A 19170-nucleotide genomic window follows, 5' to 3' on the forward strand; every position below is an offset into this window, starting at 1 on the left:
AACCTTATAAAGTTTTTTATTGATGTAGTTTATGCAATATGTCGTTTTTTAACACAAAAAAATAAAGAGTGGATGTGAGTTGATCTCACATCCACTTTTTTTAATGGCCATTTCTTGGGGTAACTTTTATAATCATCCCATCTTCGGCTTCCTTTGTTTGTTTTACAACTGGATAGCTAATGTAGCCACTCGCCTCTTCAAATTCGCGAAAAATTGATTTTTCCTCTGCTTGGGAAGGAACAATCTCTTTAAAGCGTCGATATTTAGCTAGCATAACTTCACGCTTGATGCCTTTTTCATAAGCTTTCTCAATTCCCTCAAAGAATTGAACAACATCCACAATCTCCTCTGTGGACCAATCAGTTGAAAACGGATAAGAGTATTCCATTCGACAAAACCACCTTTACGTTATTGCCCCCATTTTAACCGTATACTTTCAGCTTCTGCAACCATTCTCTTAATAAGGTCATCAACGGTTGGGATATCGTGAATCATTCCAGTCACTTGTCCAGCCCAGCCAAAGCCCTGTTCCTTATCACCATCGTAAATAAAGCGTTTATTTGCTGAACCACTTATATATTCTTTCAACGCCTCATATGTTGGTGTTTTTTCCTCAATTTCCAAAATCTTTGTAGTAAAGTCATTGCGTAATGCACGAGCCGGCGCACCAATTGAGCGCTTAATAATGGTTGTATCTGCTTCAGTACTTGCAACTAGTGCCTCTTTATAAGCCTCAGAAGCATCAACACACTCTCGTGTTGCTATAAAACGAGTGCCCATTTCAATGCCTTCAGCTCCCAATGCTTGAGCAGCCATCCAGCCGCGTCCATCACCAATTCCACCTGAAGCAATGACAGGAATACTAACACTATCAACCACCTGGGGAACAAGAACCATTGTACCGACATCATCACGCCCAAGATGACCGCCACCCTCTTGACCCACAACCATTACAGCATCTGCTCCAAGCTGTTCAGCCTTTTGAGCTTGTCTACGAGCAGCTACAAGGACTAATTTTTTTATCGCTGTGCCTGCCAGCAAATTAAATATAGGCGCTGGATTTCCCCCTGTCATTGTAACAACTGGAACTTCTTCTTCGATTGCAACGCGCACCATATCCTCATAGCCTGTACCATGCATGCCAATCGCAAAATTTACGCCAAATGGTTTATCTGTTAATGTTCGTACCTTATGGATCTCTGCTCGTAATAATTCAGGATCACGTAAACTCATAGCCGTTATTTGCCCTAAACCACCAGCATTCGACACAGCTGCGGCTAAATCAGCATATGCTAAATAGGCTAATCCCCCTTGAATAATTGGATATTTAACCTGTAAAAGATCCGTCACACGTGTATTCCAATTCATAGTACCTCCCCTTTCGTTCAATACTATTTTCTCGGTATCCTGAAAAAAATCCTTTTATTTTTTAGGAAAAGCCTATTTTTTCGTGTCGTTAGGTGCTATAATTCATTTGTTTTCTTAGATATTATAAAGTGAGGTGGTACCTGCGTTGTCACAATTAGAGACTCCATTGTTCGACGTATTACTAAAACATCGGAACAGACATCCCATTCAGTTCCATATTCCAGGCCATAAGAAAGGGCAAGGAATGGATCCTGCTTTCCGAGAATTCGTCGGCGACAACGTTTTATCAATCGATTTAATTAATATTGCTCCACTAGACGATTTACATTCACCAAAGGGTGCTATAAAAGAAGCGCAAAACTTAGCAGCTGAAGCCTTTGGTGCTGATCATACATTCTTTTCCGTTCAAGGTACTAGTGGCGCCATCATGACGATGATTCTGACCGTCGTCGGTCCAGGTGATAAAATTCTAGTGCCACGGAATGTTCATAAATCTATTATGTCAGCGATTGTATTCGCTGGTGCCATTCCAATTTTTATTCATCCTGAAGTTGACAGCGAATATGGGATTTCTCATGGCATATCCCCTGAAGCTGTTGAAAAAGCATTAAATGCTTACCCAGATACAAAAGCAGTACTTGTTATTAATCCAACATATTTTGGCTTTACAGCTGATTTAAAGCGTATTGTGGAGATTGCACATGACCGTAATATTCCGGTAGTAGTAGATGAAGCGCATGGTGTACACATAAAATTCCATGATGACCTTCCATATTCAGCTATGGAAGCAGGTGCTGACATGGCAGCAACAAGCGTTCATAAGCTTGGTGGCTCCATGACACAAACGTCTATTTTAAATGTACGTGAGGGTCTTGTTTCTGCAAAACGTGTACAAGCTGTATTTTCTATGTTAACAACTACATCGACATCCTATCCATTACTTGCTTCACTTGACACAGCTCGACGTCAGTTAGCCATTCATGGATACGATTTAATTGACGATGCATTACGTTTAGCAAAGGATGCTCGTAAACGCATCAATCAAATCCCACATTTAAAGTGCGCAGGTAAGGAAAAGTTACATTCTTCTGCAACTTATGATATGGATCCATTAAAACTTCTGATTAGTGTGAAAGATTTAGGTATTTCTGGTCATCGAGCTGAGGAATGGTTGCGTTATAATGCCAATATTGAAGTCGAATTGTCTGACCTTTATAATATCTTATGTTTAGTGACTTTAGGAGATACAAAAAAGGAAATTAATCTTTTAATAAATGCGTTAACTCGTATGTCAAAAGCATTTGATTCTGAAGCGGCTATAACAGAGGCTTTGGTAAATGTGCCAGAAATTCCAGCTCTTGCTATGTCTCCACGTGATGCTTTTTATGCAGATACAGAAGTCGTTCCCCTTGCAGAAGCAGATAACTGTATTTGTGCAGAATTTATTATGGTGTATCCTCCCGGGATTCCTATTTTTATTCCCGGGGAAATAATTACTCAAGAAAATATTCATTATATTCAAATGAATATTGAAGCAGGTTTACCCGTTCAAGGACCAGAGGATACAACATTAAAAACAATTCGTGTTATCAAAGAACGTAAGCCAATTTTCTAAAAAATATAAGCTAGCTCTTCAATATGAAGGGTTAGCTTTTATATTTATAAATACAGATGTGAGTATATTCTTCTTGTTGAACACAACCAGAAAACATTCTCTTCATTACAAAATAGTTATAATAGAATATTATCTGAAGTTTTTTTCATTTCATTTTCACAATGAATAGTCGCTTCCAGAAATAACCATTCACTTAAAACAAAAGGGTTGTTTCCTATCTTTTTTGAGACAGCTCCTTTTTCTATAAAGCACCATTCTATTATAAAAATAAATACACAAATAAAGGGCAGAAGAAGGCTCCGATAATAGCCGTTAAACCCATTGATAAGGAACCAACTGATAATTCCTGTTCCCCATATTCTCTTAATTTCACAAGCCCTACCCCATGTGAGGCACTTCCTACTGCCACTCCCCTACTCACGGCAGAGTCAATTTTGCCATACTTAATGACTAACGGTCCGATAATGGCCCCTACAAACCCTGCAATCATGACGAAAACAGCCGTTAAAGGAGGAATGCCCCCAATCGTTTCGCTCACCTGCATTCCAACAGGCGTTGTTAACGATTTAGGTAAGGCTGTCAGCATCCAGCTAGGTTCTACACCAATCCATTTTAGTAACACAAAAATTGTCACTAAGCCTGTTATCATGCCGATTAGAAGTCCTGATAAAATAGAATACTTATATTTCATAATAATTGCTCGTTGATTATAAAGAGGATATGCAAGTGCCACAACAGCTGGCCCAAGCATTTTCTGAAGCCATTCCCCACCTTGCATATAAGTTGAATATGGAATATCAAATACAAGTAAAATCACTGCACTGACAATCGTAGTCGTGACCAAGGGAATCATGATAGGATGGGGAAATCGTTGATAGAGCTTTGTAAATAAAATAAACATGATGATGGTGCTAAGGACAACCGTTACTTCAATCAACAGTTAATTCCCCCTTTCCTTCTTCCACATTAGGCTTTGAGCTTTCTTTTTTGGCCAGTTCTCTTTTTTCAATGAGTTGTGTCAGCAATCCTGTTACATAAATTGAGATTAATGTACTAGCAATAACTGCTAAAATGATGAGCAGACCAGTGAATGTCATGAGCTCTGGATAATCAATAACACCTACAGTTGCTGGAATGAAAAACAACGTTAAGATGCCAATTAAAAAACCTGCTCCATCTTGTATATATTCGACCTTAATAATTTTAAAATTGAGTGAAAGTGCTAATAAAAGTAAGCCAATGACGCTTCCTGGAAGAGGTATGTGCAGATAAGAAACAATGCCAACCCCCATGTAATAGAAAATAGTAAGTATACCGATTTGCACAATAATCCGAACAGCTCGTAACAACAACGTAGCAAAATTTTCGTTCAACATTTCGCCACTTTTCACCCCCTATATCGTTCATTCTACATCTGTAGGAATTTTCTGTCTATTGTAATTTTAGAAAAATAATAATCAAATACCGAAATATCCAAGCAATTCTATGAAACAGTATTAAAAGTCCTATTCTACAAGAACTTCATGATTTTACTTTTTATCATTATGACTTATCAACTTTTTTATATTGTGCCTATCCACTTCAAATCACTTTTTTAATGATCATCTAGCAAATTTCGAAATTTTTTTATATAATCGAAAATTACAAAAGATTACTAGTATTATCAATGACTAAAATTTCTAGAATAAACACAAAAGTGGGATTCACTATTTTCTTTAAAACATTAACACTCCAAGCCCGCTTTGCCTATTACAGCAGTTTTTTAATTTTTATTATTGTTATTTTAGCAGGCATCCTCTTTTATATGACCATATCTGATGCATTGCAAACACAAATTGGAAACCGGGCACTATATTTGGCGGAAACAACGGCTAGCAGGGGTGATGTAATTGAAGCGTTTCATACAAATAACCCTTCCGAAAGTCTGCAAAAAATTAGCAAAGAGATTATGCTTGCTGCAAAAGCTACTTATGTTGTAATAGGAGATAAAAATGGTATACGCTACACACATCCTATCGCTGACCGTATTGGTAAATCGATGGTCGGAGATGATAATGACCGAGCATTAATCAACGGTGAGTCTTATATTTCCATTGCAAATGGTTCAATGGGACAATCCATTCGTGGGAAAGCACCTATCTTAGACTCAAATGGATCGATTATTGGTGTTGTTTCAATTGGTTACTTAACAAGTGAATTAGATCGCTTATATTTTTTATACCTTGATAATATTTTTTATACGATGGTTATTGCACTAGGCATTGGTATTATCGGCTCTATTTTTTTATCCCGAAACATTAAAAAGCAAATTTTTAATCTGGAGCCAAGTGAAATTGCCAGTCTATTAACAGAAAAAAATACTTTAATTGAATCAGTTCGTGAAGCTATTATTACGGTAAATCAGAAAGGTGAAATTACGACCCTAAACAATGCTGCCGCGAAAATCTTACATTTAACGGATTCAGCTTCTATCATGGGCGATAATATCGAACAGCATATACCAAACACACATCTGCTTAACGTATTAATGAAGGGTGAAAAACAACTTGATAAATTGATGATTGTTAATGGTCATGAAATTATTGTTAACCGTGTACCTATGAAGGTGAATGGTAAAGTTGTCGGCGCAGTTGCAAGTTTCCGATTACAATCAGAAATAGAACAAATGGCTATCGAATTATCACAAGTAAAGCAATATACGGAAGCTTTACGTGCTCAAACACATGAGTTTAATAATGTCCTTTACACAATATCAGGCCTTATTCAATTAAATGCATCTGATGAAGCACTATCTATTATTCATAAAGAGGTACAAGGACATTCTTCTCTAACCCAATTTATAACAAAGCGTGTAAAGGACCCATTTTTAAATGGTTTAATTATCGGATTTTTTAATCGTGCACGTGAATTAAAAATCAAGTTGATTTTTGATGAGGATAGTTATTTAGAAACATTCCCTGAAAGCATCGAAAAAAGCTTAATTATTTCTATTATTGGAAATTTATTAACCAATGCTTTTGAAGAGGTTGAAAAAAACAAAGAGCGACAACCAATTATTAGGCTTTTTATATTTGATAATGGAGAGGAAATCATCTTTGAGGTCGAGGACTCGGGACAAGGTTTTGCACAAGAAAAACTAGACGTGCTATTTTCAGAAAATATTTCTACGAAAGATAGTAAGCATCGAGGCTATGGATTAAGGAAAGTCATTTCCAGTATCCATGATTTAAACGGTACTCTTGCTCTTGAAGAAGGAGATTTAGGAGGTGCCCTATTTATCGTATCTATTAGCAAAAGGGGGACTAAGATCCATGAACAATATTGAAGTGCTAGTAATTGAAGATGATGTACGTGTAGCAGATGTACATTGTCGTTTTTTAGAAAAAATTGAAGGCTTTACAGTAATTGCACGGGCAAGTACGGGAGAAGAAGCTTTAGATTGGCTTCAATCATTTTCACCACACCTTATATTACTCGATGTCTTTTTGCCAGATATACTGGGAGTAGATTTAATTGATAAAATCCAAGAAGAGAGCCCAACAAGTAGTATTATTTTGATTACCGCAGCTACAGAGGCACATATAGTACAGAAAGCTTATCAGAAAAATGTTACTGATTACATTTTAAAGCCATTTACATTCGAACAGCTAAAAGAGAGTATAGAAAAATTCCGTTACAAGTATCTATTGCTGAAAAATAATGAGAAATTTACACATGAAAAAATTCAATACCTTTGGCCAAAAGCAGGTTCATCCCCCCTTCAAGAAACACCGTTATTATTACCAAAAGGGATAGATCCAACAACAATGAATCATGTTATCAACCATTTAAGTATAATGGAGAATGGTAGTACAGCTGAGCTGTTGGGAAAGAATATAGGTGTCAGCCGTTCCACCGCTCGTCGTTATTTAGAATTTTTAGTTACACAAAAGCAGGTCTATACCGAACTGACTTATGGTACAGTTGGGCGTCCTGAACGACGATACTTTATTTCCACATAAACTTTATGAACAAAATGATGTTAATCCACATTATTATCACAATATTTCCAAAATTGAGAAGTAAGTTATAGTATGGGTAGCGCTAAATTGATAGCGCTACCATTTTATTTTTAAGGGGGATTTTTATGTGGAGGAACATTTCTAAAATAATGGTAGCTGGCTTACTATTTACTAGTTTGGTTGGCTGTTCAGCATCAAATGGAGAAAAAACAGAGGGAAAGAATGCCAGTGATTATCCGAAAAGTAATATTACCATTGTTGCTCCATCAGGTGCTGGTGGTGGCTGGGATTTAACAGCTCGTGCAGTAGCAAAAACAATGAGTGATACTGGGTTGATTGATAAGGCGATTCAAATTGAGAATAAGCCAGGTGGTGGTGGTGCTGCCTTCATGGCAACATTTGCTACAAAGGAAGCCAATAATGATTATATATTAATGGTTAAATCACCACCGATCCTTATAAATCATGAAAAGGCTGAAGGAAATAGTAAATTTGGCTATAAGGATACTACACCTTTAGCACAATTAACACGTGACTATGGCGCAATCGTTGTTAAAAAGGATTCTCCTTTCCAAACGCTTGCAGATGTTTTAAATGCCATGAAAACTTCACCAAAAGATGTCACATTAGCAGGTGGGTCTGCACCAGGTTCGATGGATCATCTAGTAGGAATTATCCCGGCTTATAAAGCGGGGATTGACTTAAAAACAATTAAATATGTTTCTTATGACGGTGGCGGTGAGGCAGTTACAGCATTATTAGGTGGCAATGCGGATGTAATTGCAACAGATGCCTCCACAATTGCTACTTATGTTAAATCCGGAGATGTTCGTGTATTAGCTGTCAGTTCCTCTGAACGCTTAGAAGGTGAGCTAGCAGAGGTTCCTACTTTTAAAGAAGCCGGTATTGATGAGGAGTTTACAATTTGGCGTGGTATCTTTGGTCCAAAAAATATGAGTGAAGATGCGATTGCCTATTGGTCTGAAAAATTACAGGCAATGTCTGAATCAAAAGAATGGCAAGCTGAGGTGACCCGTAATGGCTGGCAAGCAGAATACCGTAATGCGGAAGAATTTACAGCTTATCTAGACAGTCAAAATAAAATAATCATTGAACTACTAACAGCTCTTGGTATGCAAAAATAACGAATCGTTTTTTTAAAAAAGGCACAAGTATTTCCATTAAATATAGAACTACTTGTGTAACTTTATCTATTTTCCATGGAGGTGTAAAACGGTTGAGCTATACATTTGATAAAACATTTAGCATTACCCTCTTAGCACTTAGTATTTTGTTTATTTTTCAAGCAACACAGATTTCTGATAGTGCTTATGGGTCTACAGTTGGTCCCAAAATTTTTCCATTAGGTTTAGGTATTATTTTAGGTTTATTAAGTCTTCAATTATTTTATGAATCATGGAAAAAAGCTGTGAGAGAGCGAGTCACAGGAGGACCAACTACTTCTTCTAAAATATCTTCAACAGAGCTCAAAAAGTTCTTAATTATTTTAGGTAGCGCTCTTGCGTATGTATTTTTCCTTGAAAAAATTGGCTATATGATAACAACATTTTTATTTTTGTGTATTAGTTTCCAAACAATGGAACGTACTCAACTTATTTATTCAATTATTATTGCAGCTGGATTTTCACTGGGCGTCTATTATTTATTTACAAGTTTACTAGGAGGGTCATTGCCTAGTTTCCCAATTTTTTAGTACAGGAGTGAACATATGTCGACATTGCAATTTTTAGCTGATGGATTTGCAGTTGCCCTTCAATGGCAAAACCTTTTATTCGCTCTTGTTGGTGTCATAATTGGTACAGCAGTTGGTGTACTTCCAGGTATAGGTCCCATGAGTGGAGTTGCATTATTAATCCCCGTTACAGCAACCATTACAGCTGGACTACCTACTGAGGCTGCCGCTACCAGCTCAATTATTTTACTTGCAGGGGTATACTATGGGGCCATGTATGGTGGATCAACAACTTCCATTCTATTAAACACGCCTGGTGAATCCTCATCAGTTGTGACAACATTGGATGGCTATCAAATGGCTAAACAAGGTCGTGCTGGAAGTGCTCTTTCTATCGCGGCCATTGGCTCATTTTGTGCAGGCGTTGTAGCACTACTAGGTCTGATATTATTAGCTAACCCATTGTCAAAATTAGCACTTAAATTTGGACCCGCAGAATACTTTTCTTTGATGTTATTAGGACTTGCAGCAGTAAGTGGCCTAGCAGGACGTTCTATTACCAAAGCTTTAATTATGACTGTTTTAGGGCTTATGCTCGGAACAGTTGGTATTGATGCCGTATCAGGTATCGAACGTTTTACATTTGGTCAGCCAATGCTGTTCTCTGGCATTGAATTTTTAACCATCGCTGTTGGTTTATTTGCATTAGGCGAAGTATTTAAAACCATTCTTGAAAAAGAAGAAGAGGATGGTCAATTAGCCAAAATTAATCGTGTATTACCAACAAAGCAAGATTTAAAGGATAGTGCTGTTCCTATTGCTCGCGGCTCCTTATTAGGCTTTTTCATCGGCGTATTACCCGGCGCAGGCGCAACACTTGCCTCATTCTTTTCTTATATTACCGAGAAAAAATTCAGTAAAACACCCGAACAATTTGGAAAAGGTCATATTGCAGGTGTAGCTGGACCTGAATCAGCGAACAATGCTGCATCAGGCGGTGCAATGATCCCATTACTAACTTTAGGAATTCCCGGCTCAGGTACTACTGCTATTTTAATGGGTGCACTTATTATGTATAATATTCAGCCAGGTCCATTATTATTTGATGAACATCCTCAAGTTGCTTGGGGATTAATTGCCAGTATGTTTATTGGAAATTTAATGTTATTAGCATTAAATATGCCTTTGGTCCGCATTTTTGCCAAAATCATCGAAACACCTAAAAAATATTTATTGCCTATTATTATTGCAATTTCAATTTTTGGAGTTTATGCCGTACAATTCGCCACGTTTGATTTATTTTTATTAGTAGTTTGTGGTGTACTTGGTTATCTATTTGCTAAAAATGATTACCCAGTAGCTCCATTAGTACTTGCATTAGTACTAGGGCCGATGATTGAAAATAATATGCGCCGTGCATTAACCATTTCGAATGGAGACTTTTCTATTTTTATAATAAAGCCTTTATCATTACTATTTTTAGTGGTTGCCATTTCTTGGTTACTTATACCACTGATTATGAAAATACGTGGTAAAAATGTTCTTATTAATGAAGAAGGATAAATATTCTTAAAAATCCACTATACTTCTATTAGTATAGTGGATTTTTACTATTCTATAATGCGTGACCAGAGCCACCATCAATATTAACAGCTGTACCTGTAACATAGCTCGCCGCATCAGATACTAAAAAAGTGATAACGTTTGCTGCTTCTTGCGTATCACCTACACGCCCCAGCGGAATTGCTTGCCCCACTTTACGAGAATATTCTTCCCACGATAAATTTGGTTCTTCCTTTTTCCATTTCTTTTCGATTTGATCACTACGAATAAGTCCTATACATACAGAATTTACTCGAATATTATCCTTCCCTAAATCCTTGCTCATCGCTTTTGTCAAGGCAAGCCCCGCAGCACGGCTTACAGTAGTTGGAAGTGAACTTGCAGGTGGAGTTTTAGCCATCACGGCAGTCACATTAACGATTGCACCGCCCCCAGCCTTTCGCATATATGGAGCAGCATATTTTGAACAATGAATAGCTCCAAATACCTTTAAATCTAAATCTGCCTGCCACAGCTCACTACTCACCGTTTCAAAGGAATTCGCTGAAGCTGTACCAGCATTATTAATAAGAATATCCACACGTCCAAAATGTTCTACAGTACGCTCAATGAGATACTTACAATCTTTTTCTTTTGTAATGTCAGTTGGAACAATTAATACATCTACGCCTGTTTCATTTTTTATGCATCCTGCAGCCACTTGCAGTTGTTTTTCACCACGAGCGCAAAGTACAACCTGTGCACCCTCTTTAACAAGCTGCATGGCTGTATAATAGCCAATTCCTTTACTCGATCCTGTTATAATTGCTACTTTCCCTGTTAAATTAAGCTCCATTATTAAATCCTCCCTTACTTTCTACAATGCTATCATTATAGCATTTATCGATTATTCAGAATAATCAAAGGAGCTTGTAAAAGGTAGAAATACGATTTAAAAGCTATAATAATTGAATATTTTCCATGAGGAGCTACTTATTACTTATCATTATCATTCAAGCCTGTTACGGGAAAAAGCTAATAGAAAAATTAATTGTTCATATAAAACATTGGCTAAAAAAAGAGTGTAGATAAGCGAATGTCTCGCTTTATCTACACTCCTTTATTCAAATTATTTTTTCGCTACAATGTGGATTGGGTTGCCAAGTAATACTTCAGCAGTTTCCATTGTAATTTCACCTAACGTTGGGTGAGCGTGAATTGTTAATGCGATATCCTCAGCAGTCATGCCGCCTTCAATTGCTAAGCCCATTTCAGCGATCATATCAGATGCACCAGCACCTACGATTTGAGCACCAATTAATAAGCCGTCCTCTTTACGAGCAACAAGTTTCACGAAACCTTCTGATTGGTTTAATGCAAGAGCACGACCATTTGCTGCGAATGGGAATTTCGCTGCAGTGTATTCAATGCCTTCAGCTTTTGCTTGTTCTTCGTTGTAACCAACTGTCGCCATTTCTGGATCTGTGAAACATACAGCTGGCACAGCAAGATAATCAACTACTGATTTTTCACCCGCAATTGCTTCAGCAGCAACTTTACCTTCGTAAGATGCTTTATGTGCAAGTTGTGGACCTGCTACGATATCACCGATTGCATAGATGTTTGGAATATTTGTACGACATTGTTTGTCAACATTGATTAGACCACGTTCACCGAATTCAACTCCGATTTCAGCAAGGCCCATTTCATCTGTATTTGGACGACGTCCTACAGTAACTAATACGTAATCAGCTTCAACTTTTTTCTCTTCTCCGCCTACTTCATAAGTTACTACTACGCCGTTTTCAGTTTCTTCTACGCCTTTTGCAGATGCGTTAACTTCAATTTCAACGCCTTTCTTTTTAAGGCCTTTTTTCACGATTTGCGTCATTTGTTTTTCGAAGCCAGCTAAAATATCTTTTCCGCCTTCAATAATTGTTACTTGAGAGCCAAGGTTCGCATAAGCTGATCCAAGCTCAGTACCAATATAACCGCCACCGATAACAACTAATTTACCAGGTACTTCTTGTAAAGAAAGTGCACCAGTAGAATTTAATACACGATCAGTGAATTTGAATGTTGGAATTTCAACTGGACGAGAACCTGTTGCAATAATGACATTGTTAAATGTGTAAGTTTGAGCAGATTCACCATTGATGATACGCACTGAATGAGCGTCGACGAAATAAGCTTCACCTTGTACAATTTCAACTTTGTTACCTTTAAGTAAGCCTTCAACACCGCCAGTTAATTTCTTAACAACGCTGTCTTTAAATGCTTGTGCTTTTGAGAAGTCTAATTTCACATCAGAAGCGATGATTCCCATGTCATCTGAATGTTTAGCTTGCTCAAAACGGTGACCTACTGAAATTAATGCTTTTGATGGGATACAACCTACGTTTAAGCACACTCCACCAAGTACATTTTTTTCAACGATTGTTACTTTTTGGCCAGTTTGAGCTGCACGAATTGCTGCTACATATCCTCCAGGACCTGAACCAATGACAAGAGTATCTGTTTCGATTGGGAAATCTCCTACTACCATTTTTGTTACGCCTCCATTAATAATAATTCTGGCTCACTTAACAAACGCTTTAAGTGATTTAAAGCATTTTGCGCAGTGGCTCCATCGATCATACGATGATCAAAGCTCAATGATAATGCTAACACAGGTGCGGCTACAATTTCACCATTTTTTATTACAGGTTTTTCTGAAATTCGACCAATACCTAGAATTGCTACTTCAGGATGGTTAATAACTGGTGTAAACCATTGTCCTCCTGCAGAGCCAATATTCGTAATGGACATGGAAGCACCTTTCATTTCATGAGGTGCTAGCTTACCTTCACGGGCTTTTGTCGCTAATTCATTAATTTCATTAGACACTGCAAATACAGATTTACGATCTGCATGCTTAATAACTGGTACTAGTAAGCCTCTTTCAGTATCTGCTGCAATACCAATGTTATAGTAATGCTTTTGGATAATTTCTTGTGTTGCATCATCTAAAGAGCGATTAAATTCTGGGAACTCGCGTAAAGTTGAAATAAGTGCTTTCACTACATATGGTAAGTATGTTAATTTAACACCTTTTTCGGCAGCGATATCTTTGAATTTTTTACGATGTGCTACAAGAGCTGTTACATCGACTTCATCCATTAGTGTAACATGAGGAGCCGTTTGTTTCGAGTGTACCATTGCTTTAGCAATCGCTTTTCGAATACCTGACATTTTTTCACGAGTCTCTGGGAAATCCCCCTCAAGAACTACTGGTGCTGCTGGTGTAGACGTTTCTTGTTGAACTGTATCTTCTGATGTTTCGATATTTGCAGTTTCAGCCTCTACAGTGCCGCCACCTTTTAAGAAGTTTTCAATATCTTCTTTAAGGATTCGACCGTTTTTGCCTGTACCCTTCACTTCACGAATATTTACATCGTTATCACGGGCAAATTTACGTACAGAAGGCATCGCGATCACACGTTTTGTTTCATCAACTACTGTCTCCACTTTTTCTGGAGCTTTTTCGGGAGCTTTTTCTGGTGCCTTTTCCTCTTTAGCAGGAGCTTTTTCTACGTTCTGACCAGATTCAGCAGTTGCTTGAACTTGTGCCTCTGTTTTTGCTTCGGCATGATCGTCACCTTTTAGCTTTAAGTCTTCATAGCCAGGTGCGTCTAATCGGATTAAAACATCGCCAACTACGGCAACTGTTCCTTCTCCTACTAAAACTTCCTCTACTGTTCCTTCAACTGGTGAAGGGATTTCTACTACTGCTTTATCATTTTGTACTTCACAAAGAATATCGTCTTCTTTTACTGTATCTCCAGCTTTAACGAACCATTTCACAATCTCGCCTTCGTGAATACCCTCGCCAATATCCGGTAATCTGAATTCAAATGCCATGTGTACCCATCCTTTCTATTTACTGTTGTTCAAGTTTAGAAGCTTTATTAGAATGTTAAAACTTTTTTCGCTGTTTCCATTACATCTTTGTAGTTTGGTAACCAAACACCTTCAGCTTGTGGGAATGGGTACACAGTATCTGGTGCAGCCACACGAAGAACAGGAGCCTCTAAGCTTAGAATTGCACGCTCTGTAATTTCTGCTACTACGTTCGCAGCGATACCTGCTTGTTTTTGAGCTTCTTGGACAACGATTGCACGACCTGTTTTTTCAACAGATGCGATAATTGTTTCCACATCGATTGGTTGAATTGTACGTAAGTCAATTACTTCTACAGAATGTCCTTCTTTTTCAAGTTCTTCTGCAGCCTTTAAGCTTTCATGAACCATTAAACCGTAAGCAACAATTGTTAAATCAGTACCTTCACGTTTTACATCCGCTTTTCCTAGTGGAATTTCGTATGCTTCCTCAGGCACTTCTTCACGGAATGAACGGTATAGCTTTAAATGCTCTAAGAAAATAACTGGGTTGTCATTACGAATAGAAGAAATAAGTAAACCTTTTGCATCATATGGTGTTGATGGAACAACAACTGTTAATCCTGGTTGTGCTGTCATTAAGCTTTCTAAGCTATCTGAGTGCATTTCAGGTGTGTGCACACCACCACCAAATGGTGAACGGATTGTTACTGGAGCATTGTAGACGCCACCACTACGGTAGCTCATACGTGCTAGCTGGCCACTAATTGAATCCATTACTTCATAAACGAAACCAAAGAATTGAATTTCAGGAACTGGACGGAATCCTTGAAGAGAAAGGCCAACTGCTAAGCCACCAATACCTGATTCTGCTAATGGTGTATCAAATACGCGGTCAACCCCAAATTCTTTTTGTAGGCCTTCTGTCGCGCGGAATACCCCACCGTTGACACCTACATCTTCCCCGAATACAAGAACGTTTTCATCATTCTTTAATTCTGTGCGAAGTGCATCTGTAATTGCTTGAATCATCGTCATTTGTGCCATAGGTTATTTCGACTCCTTCTCTTTATAGATTTCATACTGTTCTTTTAGATTAGATGGCATTTCGCCTTTATACATATTTTCCATTAATTCTGTTACTTTTTGTTTTGGAGCAGCATCTGCTTTTTTGATTGCTTCTTTAATTTCTTCTTTTGCTCGCTCAATAACTGCTTCTTCTTTTTTCTCATCCCATATACCTTTTGCTTCTAGGTATTTACGGAAGCGAACTAGAGGATCTTTTTGAGCCCATTCATTATCTGTATCAGAAGTACGGTAACGAGTTGGGTCATCCCCAGCCATTGTATGAGGTCCATAACGGTAACACATTGTTTCAATTAATGTTGGGCCTTCACCATTAACCGCGCGCTCACGAGCATCACGAGTTGCTACATAAACTGCAAGCGCATCCATTCCATCTACTAAAATACTTGGTAATCCTGCTGCTACCCCTTTTTGTGCAATTGTTTTAGCAGCTGTTTGCAATTCACGAGGTGTTGAGATTGCATATTGGTTATTTTGTACGATGAAGATTGCTGGAGATTTAAATGCACCTGCAAAGTTAATGCCTTCATAGAAGTCTCCCTGAGAAGAACCACCGTCACCAGTATAAGTTACTGCAACAGCTTTTTTCCCGCGTTTTTTAATACCAAGTGCTACCCCAGCAGCTTGAATATATTGTGCTCCAATAATAATTTGTGGAGCTAAAACGTTTACACCTTCAGGAACCTGATTCCCCATGAAGTGACCACGTGAGAATAAAAATGCTTTTTCAAGAGGTAAGCCATGCCATACAATTTGAGGTACATCACGGTAACCTGGTAAAATCCAATCTTCTTGTTCTAATGCAAAGTGAGAAGCAAGTTGTGAAGCTTCTTGACCAGCAGTCGGTGCATAGAAGCCTAAACGTCCTTGACGATTTAATGATATTGAACGTTGATCTAAAATACGTGTGTAAACCATACGTGTCATTAACTCAACTAGTTCCTCATCTGATAATTTCGGATCTGCCTCTTTATTTATAATTTCGCCTTCTTCATTCAAAATTTGAAACATTTCAAACTTATCTTCGATTTCAGTTAGCGTTTGTTTAGCATCAAAAATATTATTGTTTTTCTTGCTCATTTGTCACATCTCCCTTTCAGCTGTATTAAAATAAATCACCTTTTTAACTAGTACAACTTATTCTTGACACTCAGTATACTGAATAAAATACTGTCGGTCAATCATCTATTACTGCTATATACAAAGATTTTTTCTAGAATAACAATCAAATACCGCTGTCCTATACTGTATTACTAATATTCAAATTCTGTATTACAACACCTTACTCACACCATACAACTCTTACGTTTTCCAACAGGTTTTCCCCTAGTAGAATACCCCATTCTCGAAAATCTAATAGCATTAGAAAAATTTTTTGAGTATATTCAAATAAGGACTTTTTTCATGGGATTGTACGAAAACGTGATGTATACTTATTAGTAAGCACTACAAAGTTGAAAGGAAGATTACTATTATGATTTTAATGGATGATATTATCCGCGAAGGTCATCCGACTTTACGCACAAAAGCAGAGGAAGTTAAATTCCCTTTAACTGAAGAAACAAGAAAGCTCGCTGAGGATATGCTTCAATATTTAATCAACAGCCAAGATCCTGAAATGGCAGAAAAATATAATTTGCGTAGTGGCATTGGTTTGGCTGCCAATCAGGTAAATAGCTTACAGCGTATGTTTGCTCTTCATTTAAAAGATGAGGCTGGTGAACAATTAAGCTTTGTAGCCATAAATCCAAAGATCGTTAGCCATTCTGTTGAAAACACATACCTATCAGCAGGAGAAGGATGTCTTTCTGTTGACCGTAATATTCCTGGGTATGTACCTCGCCATGCACGCATCACAGTAAAATTTAAAACAATTGATGGTGAAGAGAAAAAAATGCGCCTTAAGGGCTTGCCAGCTATTGCCTTTCAGCATGAATTAGATCATCTAAATGGCATTATGTTTTATGACCGTATTAATGAAAAGAATCCATTCGCGGAAATACCAGATTCAATCCCATATGAGCGCGACTAAAAACAACCTCGGCAGTTTTTACTTCTGCCGAGGTTAATTATTATTTATATTCTAATTGTCTATCCATATTTAACCGAGCATTGATCGTTTCAATTAATGCTGGCAACTCCGCCATTGTTTCAATTGTATAATGAGCGCCAGATTCTTCAAAAACACATTTTGTTTTCTCTATGATTTGTTGCTGTTCTTCTGAAGATAGGGCATTGAATTCTTCTTCGGATAGTCCCATTTCTGAGCTTCCAATAATAACGCCAACAGCCCAAACACCTGCATTCAAGGCTTCCTTTATATCTGATGTTGTATCGCCAACCTTCACAACTTGCTTCGTCGCTTGCGAACCTAATGCCTCCATATTTTTAAAAATCATATATGGATATGGTCGCCCTTTATCACCAACCTGTGTTGGTGTTACAAGAAAATCAGGTTGATAGCCCTTGTCAGCAGCATGTTTTGTCACTACTTCCATCATTGCATCTGTATAGCCAGTTGTAGAGCCTATTCGAATACCTGCATCTCTTAATTGCTGTACTGTTGTTTTCAAGTGCTGGATAGGATCTGTATAGGTCGCCAAAGACTCCATTAATTTTGTTTCAAAATGATTATACAATACATGTACATCCTTTTCAGTAAAGGATTGTCCATGTACACGATGCCATTCTGCTTTAATTCTTGGCATTTCTAGCATGGTGCGGATATGATCAATTTTCAGCATCCCCATTGGTTTACGAGCCTCTTCCAGTGTAACTATTACACCAGCATCTTCAAAAATTGTTAAAAAAACATTAACAGGGGCAAAACAACCAAAGTCAACTGCTGTGCCTGCCCAGTCCAAAATAACCGTCTCAATTTTCATTGTTTTTCACCACCATATAATTTTCAATGATTTCACATAATGCAAGAATATCTTCCTCATGAATATCACCAATATTGCCAATACGGAATGTATCGACATCCGTCAGCTTACCTGGATAGATAACGAAACCTGCATTTTTTATTTCCTGATAAAAATGCTCAAAAGAAAACTCTTTATACGGGAATAAAAATGTTGTGATAATTGGTGATTGAAGCTCCTCCGAAATATACGCTTTAAATCCCAGCACCGACAAGCGAGAGCGAAGTAGTTGATTATTATACGCATAGCGTTTGTAGCGGGCATGAATTCCGCCTTCTTCATTCAACTCTTCAAGCGCCTTCGCAAAAGCTGCCACTACATGTGTAGGCGATGTGAAACGCCATTTCCCATCTTGCTTCATTACTTCCCACTGACTATGCAAATCTAATGCAACACTTCGAGCTTGTCCCTTACATTTTTCCAGTGCTCTTGTATTCGCGATAACAAAACCAAAGCCTGGGACACCCTGAATACATTTATTGGCACTACTAATACAAAAATCAATATGCAAGCTTGATAAATCCATTGGTACGCCTCCAAAGCTACTCATGGCATCCACAATAAACGTTTTGTTGAACGAATGAACAACTTCCCCAATTTCTTTAATAGGATTTATAATACCAGTAGTCGTCTCACAATGTACGAGAGCTACATGAGTAATACTCCTATCTCTTTCAAGGAAGGATTGAACTTCTAACAAGGAGGGCTGTTCATCATAAGGAGCACTATAAACAACATGCTGTAACTTTAAGGCTTTGGCCATTTCAACAATTCTTTCACCATAAGCACCATTTGTTAGTATCAGCACCTTATCATTTTCACCAATTGCTGTTGTTAGTACAGACTCTACTACAAAGCTTCCACTTCCTTGCATTAGTACCGTAGTGTAATCAGCTTCATCAACTTTTGCTAATTTTAAGAGTTGCTTACGAATCACTTGTGTCACATTTTTATAATCGTCATCCCATGTACAACGATCTTTTAACATTTCTCGTTTCACTGCTTCAGTTGTTGTCAATGGACCTGGCGTCAATAATTTATAGTTACTCATCTGCTATAACTC

General features: G+C 37.8%; 18 protein-coding genes. 7 read left to right on the top strand and 11 right to left on the bottom strand.

Features of this window, described 5'->3' with window-relative positions:
• Positions 1-100: 100 nt before the first annotated feature.
• Together HXV90_RS11300 and HXV90_RS11305 are read right to left on the bottom strand one after the other, a co-directional pair.
• Positions 101-388: a UPF0223 family protein gene (locus HXV90_RS11300; RefSeq protein ID WP_054549842.1), complete on the bottom strand. Its 288-nt coding sequence runs from the start codon at positions 386-388 to the stop codon at positions 101-103.
• 20 nt (positions 389-408) lie between these two features.
• Positions 409-1368, bottom strand: a complete 960-nt coding sequence (locus HXV90_RS11305; protein ID WP_048394725.1) for an NAD(P)H-dependent flavin oxidoreductase — start codon at positions 1366-1368, stop codon at positions 409-411.
• Positions 1369-1513: 145 nt separating this feature from the next.
• Between HXV90_RS11305 and HXV90_RS11310 the strand changes: the two genes are divergently transcribed.
• Positions 1514-2983, top strand: a complete 1470-nt coding sequence (locus HXV90_RS11310; protein ID WP_004224764.1) for an aminotransferase class I/II-fold pyridoxal phosphate-dependent enzyme — start codon at positions 1514-1516, stop codon at positions 2981-2983.
• Positions 2984-3242: 259 nt separating this feature from the next.
• On the opposite strand, the gene HXV90_RS11315 is transcribed toward HXV90_RS11310, so the two are convergent.
• The gene (locus HXV90_RS11315; RefSeq protein WP_054549840.1) at positions 3243-3920 is read right to left on the bottom strand and encodes an LrgB family protein; all 678 of its coding nucleotides are present in this window, start codon (positions 3918-3920) and stop codon (positions 3243-3245) included.
• Complete coding sequence (locus tag HXV90_RS11320; RefSeq protein ID WP_048391938.1) at positions 3913-4359, bottom strand: CidA/LrgA family protein; 447 nt, start codon at positions 4357-4359, stop codon at positions 3913-3915. The genes HXV90_RS11315 and HXV90_RS11320 overlap by 8 nt, the downstream gene beginning before the upstream one ends.
• Positions 4360-4649: 290 nt before the next feature.
• Here HXV90_RS11320 and HXV90_RS11325 point away from each other — a divergent pair, with 290 nt between their 5' ends.
• The 5 genes from HXV90_RS11325 (at position 4650) to HXV90_RS11345 (ending at position 10240) form a co-directional block, all read left to right on the top strand.
• Positions 4650-6308: an ATP-binding protein gene (locus tag HXV90_RS11325; RefSeq protein WP_269898957.1), complete on the top strand. Its 1659-nt coding sequence runs from the start codon at positions 4650-4652 to the stop codon at positions 6306-6308.
• Positions 6295-6984, top strand: a complete 690-nt coding sequence (locus HXV90_RS11330) for a response regulator (protein ID WP_269898958.1) — start codon at positions 6295-6297, stop codon at positions 6982-6984. Before HXV90_RS11325 ends, HXV90_RS11330 begins: the two co-directional genes overlap by 14 nt.
• Before the next feature lie 125 nt (positions 6985-7109).
• Entirely contained in the window at positions 7110-8129 is a 1020-nt protein-coding gene (locus HXV90_RS11335; protein ID WP_269898959.1) for a Bug family tripartite tricarboxylate transporter substrate binding protein, read from the top strand.
• 92 nt (positions 8130-8221) lie between these two features.
• Positions 8222-8698 (top strand): tripartite tricarboxylate transporter TctB family protein, encoded by a 477-nt coding sequence (locus HXV90_RS11340; RefSeq protein WP_269898960.1) that lies wholly within the window; start codon positions 8222-8224, stop codon positions 8696-8698.
• A gap of 15 nt (positions 8699-8713) precedes the next feature.
• Complete coding sequence (locus HXV90_RS11345; RefSeq protein WP_269898961.1) at positions 8714-10240, top strand: tripartite tricarboxylate transporter permease; 1527 nt, start codon at positions 8714-8716, stop codon at positions 10238-10240.
• A 52-nt stretch (positions 10241-10292) separates the two neighbouring features.
• Here HXV90_RS11345 and HXV90_RS11350 read toward each other — a convergent pair whose 3' ends face one another.
• The 5 genes from HXV90_RS11350 to pdhA all read right to left on the bottom strand — a co-directional run bounded on the left by HXV90_RS11350 (position 10293) and on the right by pdhA (position 16263).
• A complete protein-coding gene (locus HXV90_RS11350; protein ID WP_048391943.1) occupies positions 10293-11075 on the bottom strand; it encodes an SDR family NAD(P)-dependent oxidoreductase in 783 nt (260 codons plus the stop codon).
• A gap of 273 nt (positions 11076-11348) precedes the next feature.
• Positions 11349-12764, bottom strand: coding sequence for a dihydrolipoyl dehydrogenase (gene lpdA / locus HXV90_RS11355; protein ID WP_004224738.1), 1416 nt, complete (start codon positions 12762-12764; stop codon positions 11349-11351).
• 5 nt (positions 12765-12769) lie between these two features.
• Positions 12770-14119, bottom strand: a complete 1350-nt coding sequence (locus HXV90_RS11360; protein ID WP_269898962.1) for a dihydrolipoamide acetyltransferase family protein — start codon at positions 14117-14119, stop codon at positions 12770-12772.
• 47 nt (positions 14120-14166) lie between these two features.
• Entirely contained in the window at positions 14167-15144 is a 978-nt protein-coding gene (locus HXV90_RS11365; RefSeq protein WP_004224734.1) for an alpha-ketoacid dehydrogenase subunit beta, read from the bottom strand.
• Between the two features lie 3 nt (positions 15145-15147).
• Positions 15148-16263, bottom strand: a complete 1116-nt coding sequence (pdhA, locus tag HXV90_RS11370) for a pyruvate dehydrogenase (acetyl-transferring) E1 component subunit alpha (RefSeq protein WP_004224731.1) — start codon at positions 16261-16263, stop codon at positions 15148-15150.
• Between the two features lie 394 nt (positions 16264-16657).
• Between pdhA and def the strand changes: the two genes are divergently transcribed.
• Entirely contained in the window at positions 16658-17215 is a 558-nt protein-coding gene (def, locus tag HXV90_RS11375) for a peptide deformylase (protein WP_048391947.1), read from the top strand.
• A gap of 40 nt (positions 17216-17255) precedes the next feature.
• Here the strand turns inward: def and phnX are convergent, their stop codons facing one another.
• Together phnX and phnW are read right to left on the bottom strand one after the other, a co-directional pair.
• Positions 17256-18068: a phosphonoacetaldehyde hydrolase gene (gene phnX / locus HXV90_RS11380; protein WP_269898963.1), complete on the bottom strand. Its 813-nt coding sequence runs from the start codon at positions 18066-18068 to the stop codon at positions 17256-17258.
• Positions 18058-19158, bottom strand: coding sequence for a 2-aminoethylphosphonate--pyruvate transaminase (gene phnW / locus HXV90_RS11385; protein ID WP_269898964.1), 1101 nt, complete (start codon positions 19156-19158; stop codon positions 18058-18060). The genes phnX and phnW overlap by 11 nt, the downstream gene beginning before the upstream one ends.
• Between the last annotated feature and the right edge of the window lie 12 nt (positions 19159-19170).

Origin of the sequence: Lysinibacillus sp. JK80, assembly GCF_027557635.1 — a bacterium.
Taxonomy (GTDB): domain Bacteria; phylum Bacillota; class Bacilli; order Bacillales_A; family Planococcaceae; genus Lysinibacillus; species Lysinibacillus capsici.

What these genes read in the sequence shown, in the direction of transcription:
- HXV90_RS11300 (WP_054549842.1), bottom strand. Translation starts at nt 388, where the DNA reads ATGGAATACTCTTATCCGTTTTCAACTGATTGGTCCACAGAGGAGATT.
- HXV90_RS11305 (WP_048394725.1), bottom strand. Translation starts at nt 1,368, where the DNA reads ATGAATTGGAATACACGTGTGACGGATCTTTTACAGGTTAAATATCCA.
- HXV90_RS11320 (WP_048391938.1), bottom strand. Translation starts at nt 4,359, where the DNA reads ATGTTGAACGAAAATTTTGCTACGTTGTTGTTACGAGCTGTTCGGATT.
- HXV90_RS11325 (WP_269898957.1), top strand. Translation starts at nt 4,650, where the DNA reads ATGACTAAAATTTCTAGAATAAACACAAAAGTGGGATTCACTATTTTC.
- HXV90_RS11330 (WP_269898958.1), top strand. Translation starts at nt 6,295, where the DNA reads ATGAACAATATTGAAGTGCTAGTAATTGAAGATGATGTACGTGTAGCA.
- HXV90_RS11335 (WP_269898959.1), top strand. Translation starts at nt 7,110, where the DNA reads ATGTGGAGGAACATTTCTAAAATAATGGTAGCTGGCTTACTATTTACT.
- HXV90_RS11345 (WP_269898961.1), top strand. Translation starts at nt 8,714, where the DNA reads ATGTCGACATTGCAATTTTTAGCTGATGGATTTGCAGTTGCCCTTCAA.
- HXV90_RS11350 (WP_048391943.1), bottom strand. Translation starts at nt 11,075, where the DNA reads ATGGAGCTTAATTTAACAGGGAAAGTAGCAATTATAACAGGATCGAGT.
- lpdA (WP_004224738.1), bottom strand. Translation starts at nt 12,764, where the DNA reads ATGGTAGTAGGAGATTTCCCAATCGAAACAGATACTCTTGTCATTGGT.
- HXV90_RS11360 (WP_269898962.1), bottom strand. Translation starts at nt 14,119, where the DNA reads ATGGCATTTGAATTCAGATTACCGGATATTGGCGAGGGTATTCACGAA.
- HXV90_RS11365 (WP_004224734.1), bottom strand. Translation starts at nt 15,144, where the DNA reads ATGGCACAAATGACGATGATTCAAGCAATTACAGATGCACTTCGCACA.
- pdhA (WP_004224731.1), bottom strand. Translation starts at nt 16,263, where the DNA reads ATGAGCAAGAAAAACAATAATATTTTTGATGCTAAACAAACGCTAACT.
- def (WP_048391947.1), top strand. Translation starts at nt 16,658, where the DNA reads ATGATTTTAATGGATGATATTATCCGCGAAGGTCATCCGACTTTACGC.
- phnX (WP_269898963.1), bottom strand. Translation starts at nt 18,068, where the DNA reads ATGAAAATTGAGACGGTTATTTTGGACTGGGCAGGCACAGCAGTTGAC.
- phnW (WP_269898964.1), bottom strand. Translation starts at nt 19,158, where the DNA reads ATGAGTAACTATAAATTATTGACGCCAGGTCCATTGACAACAACTGAA.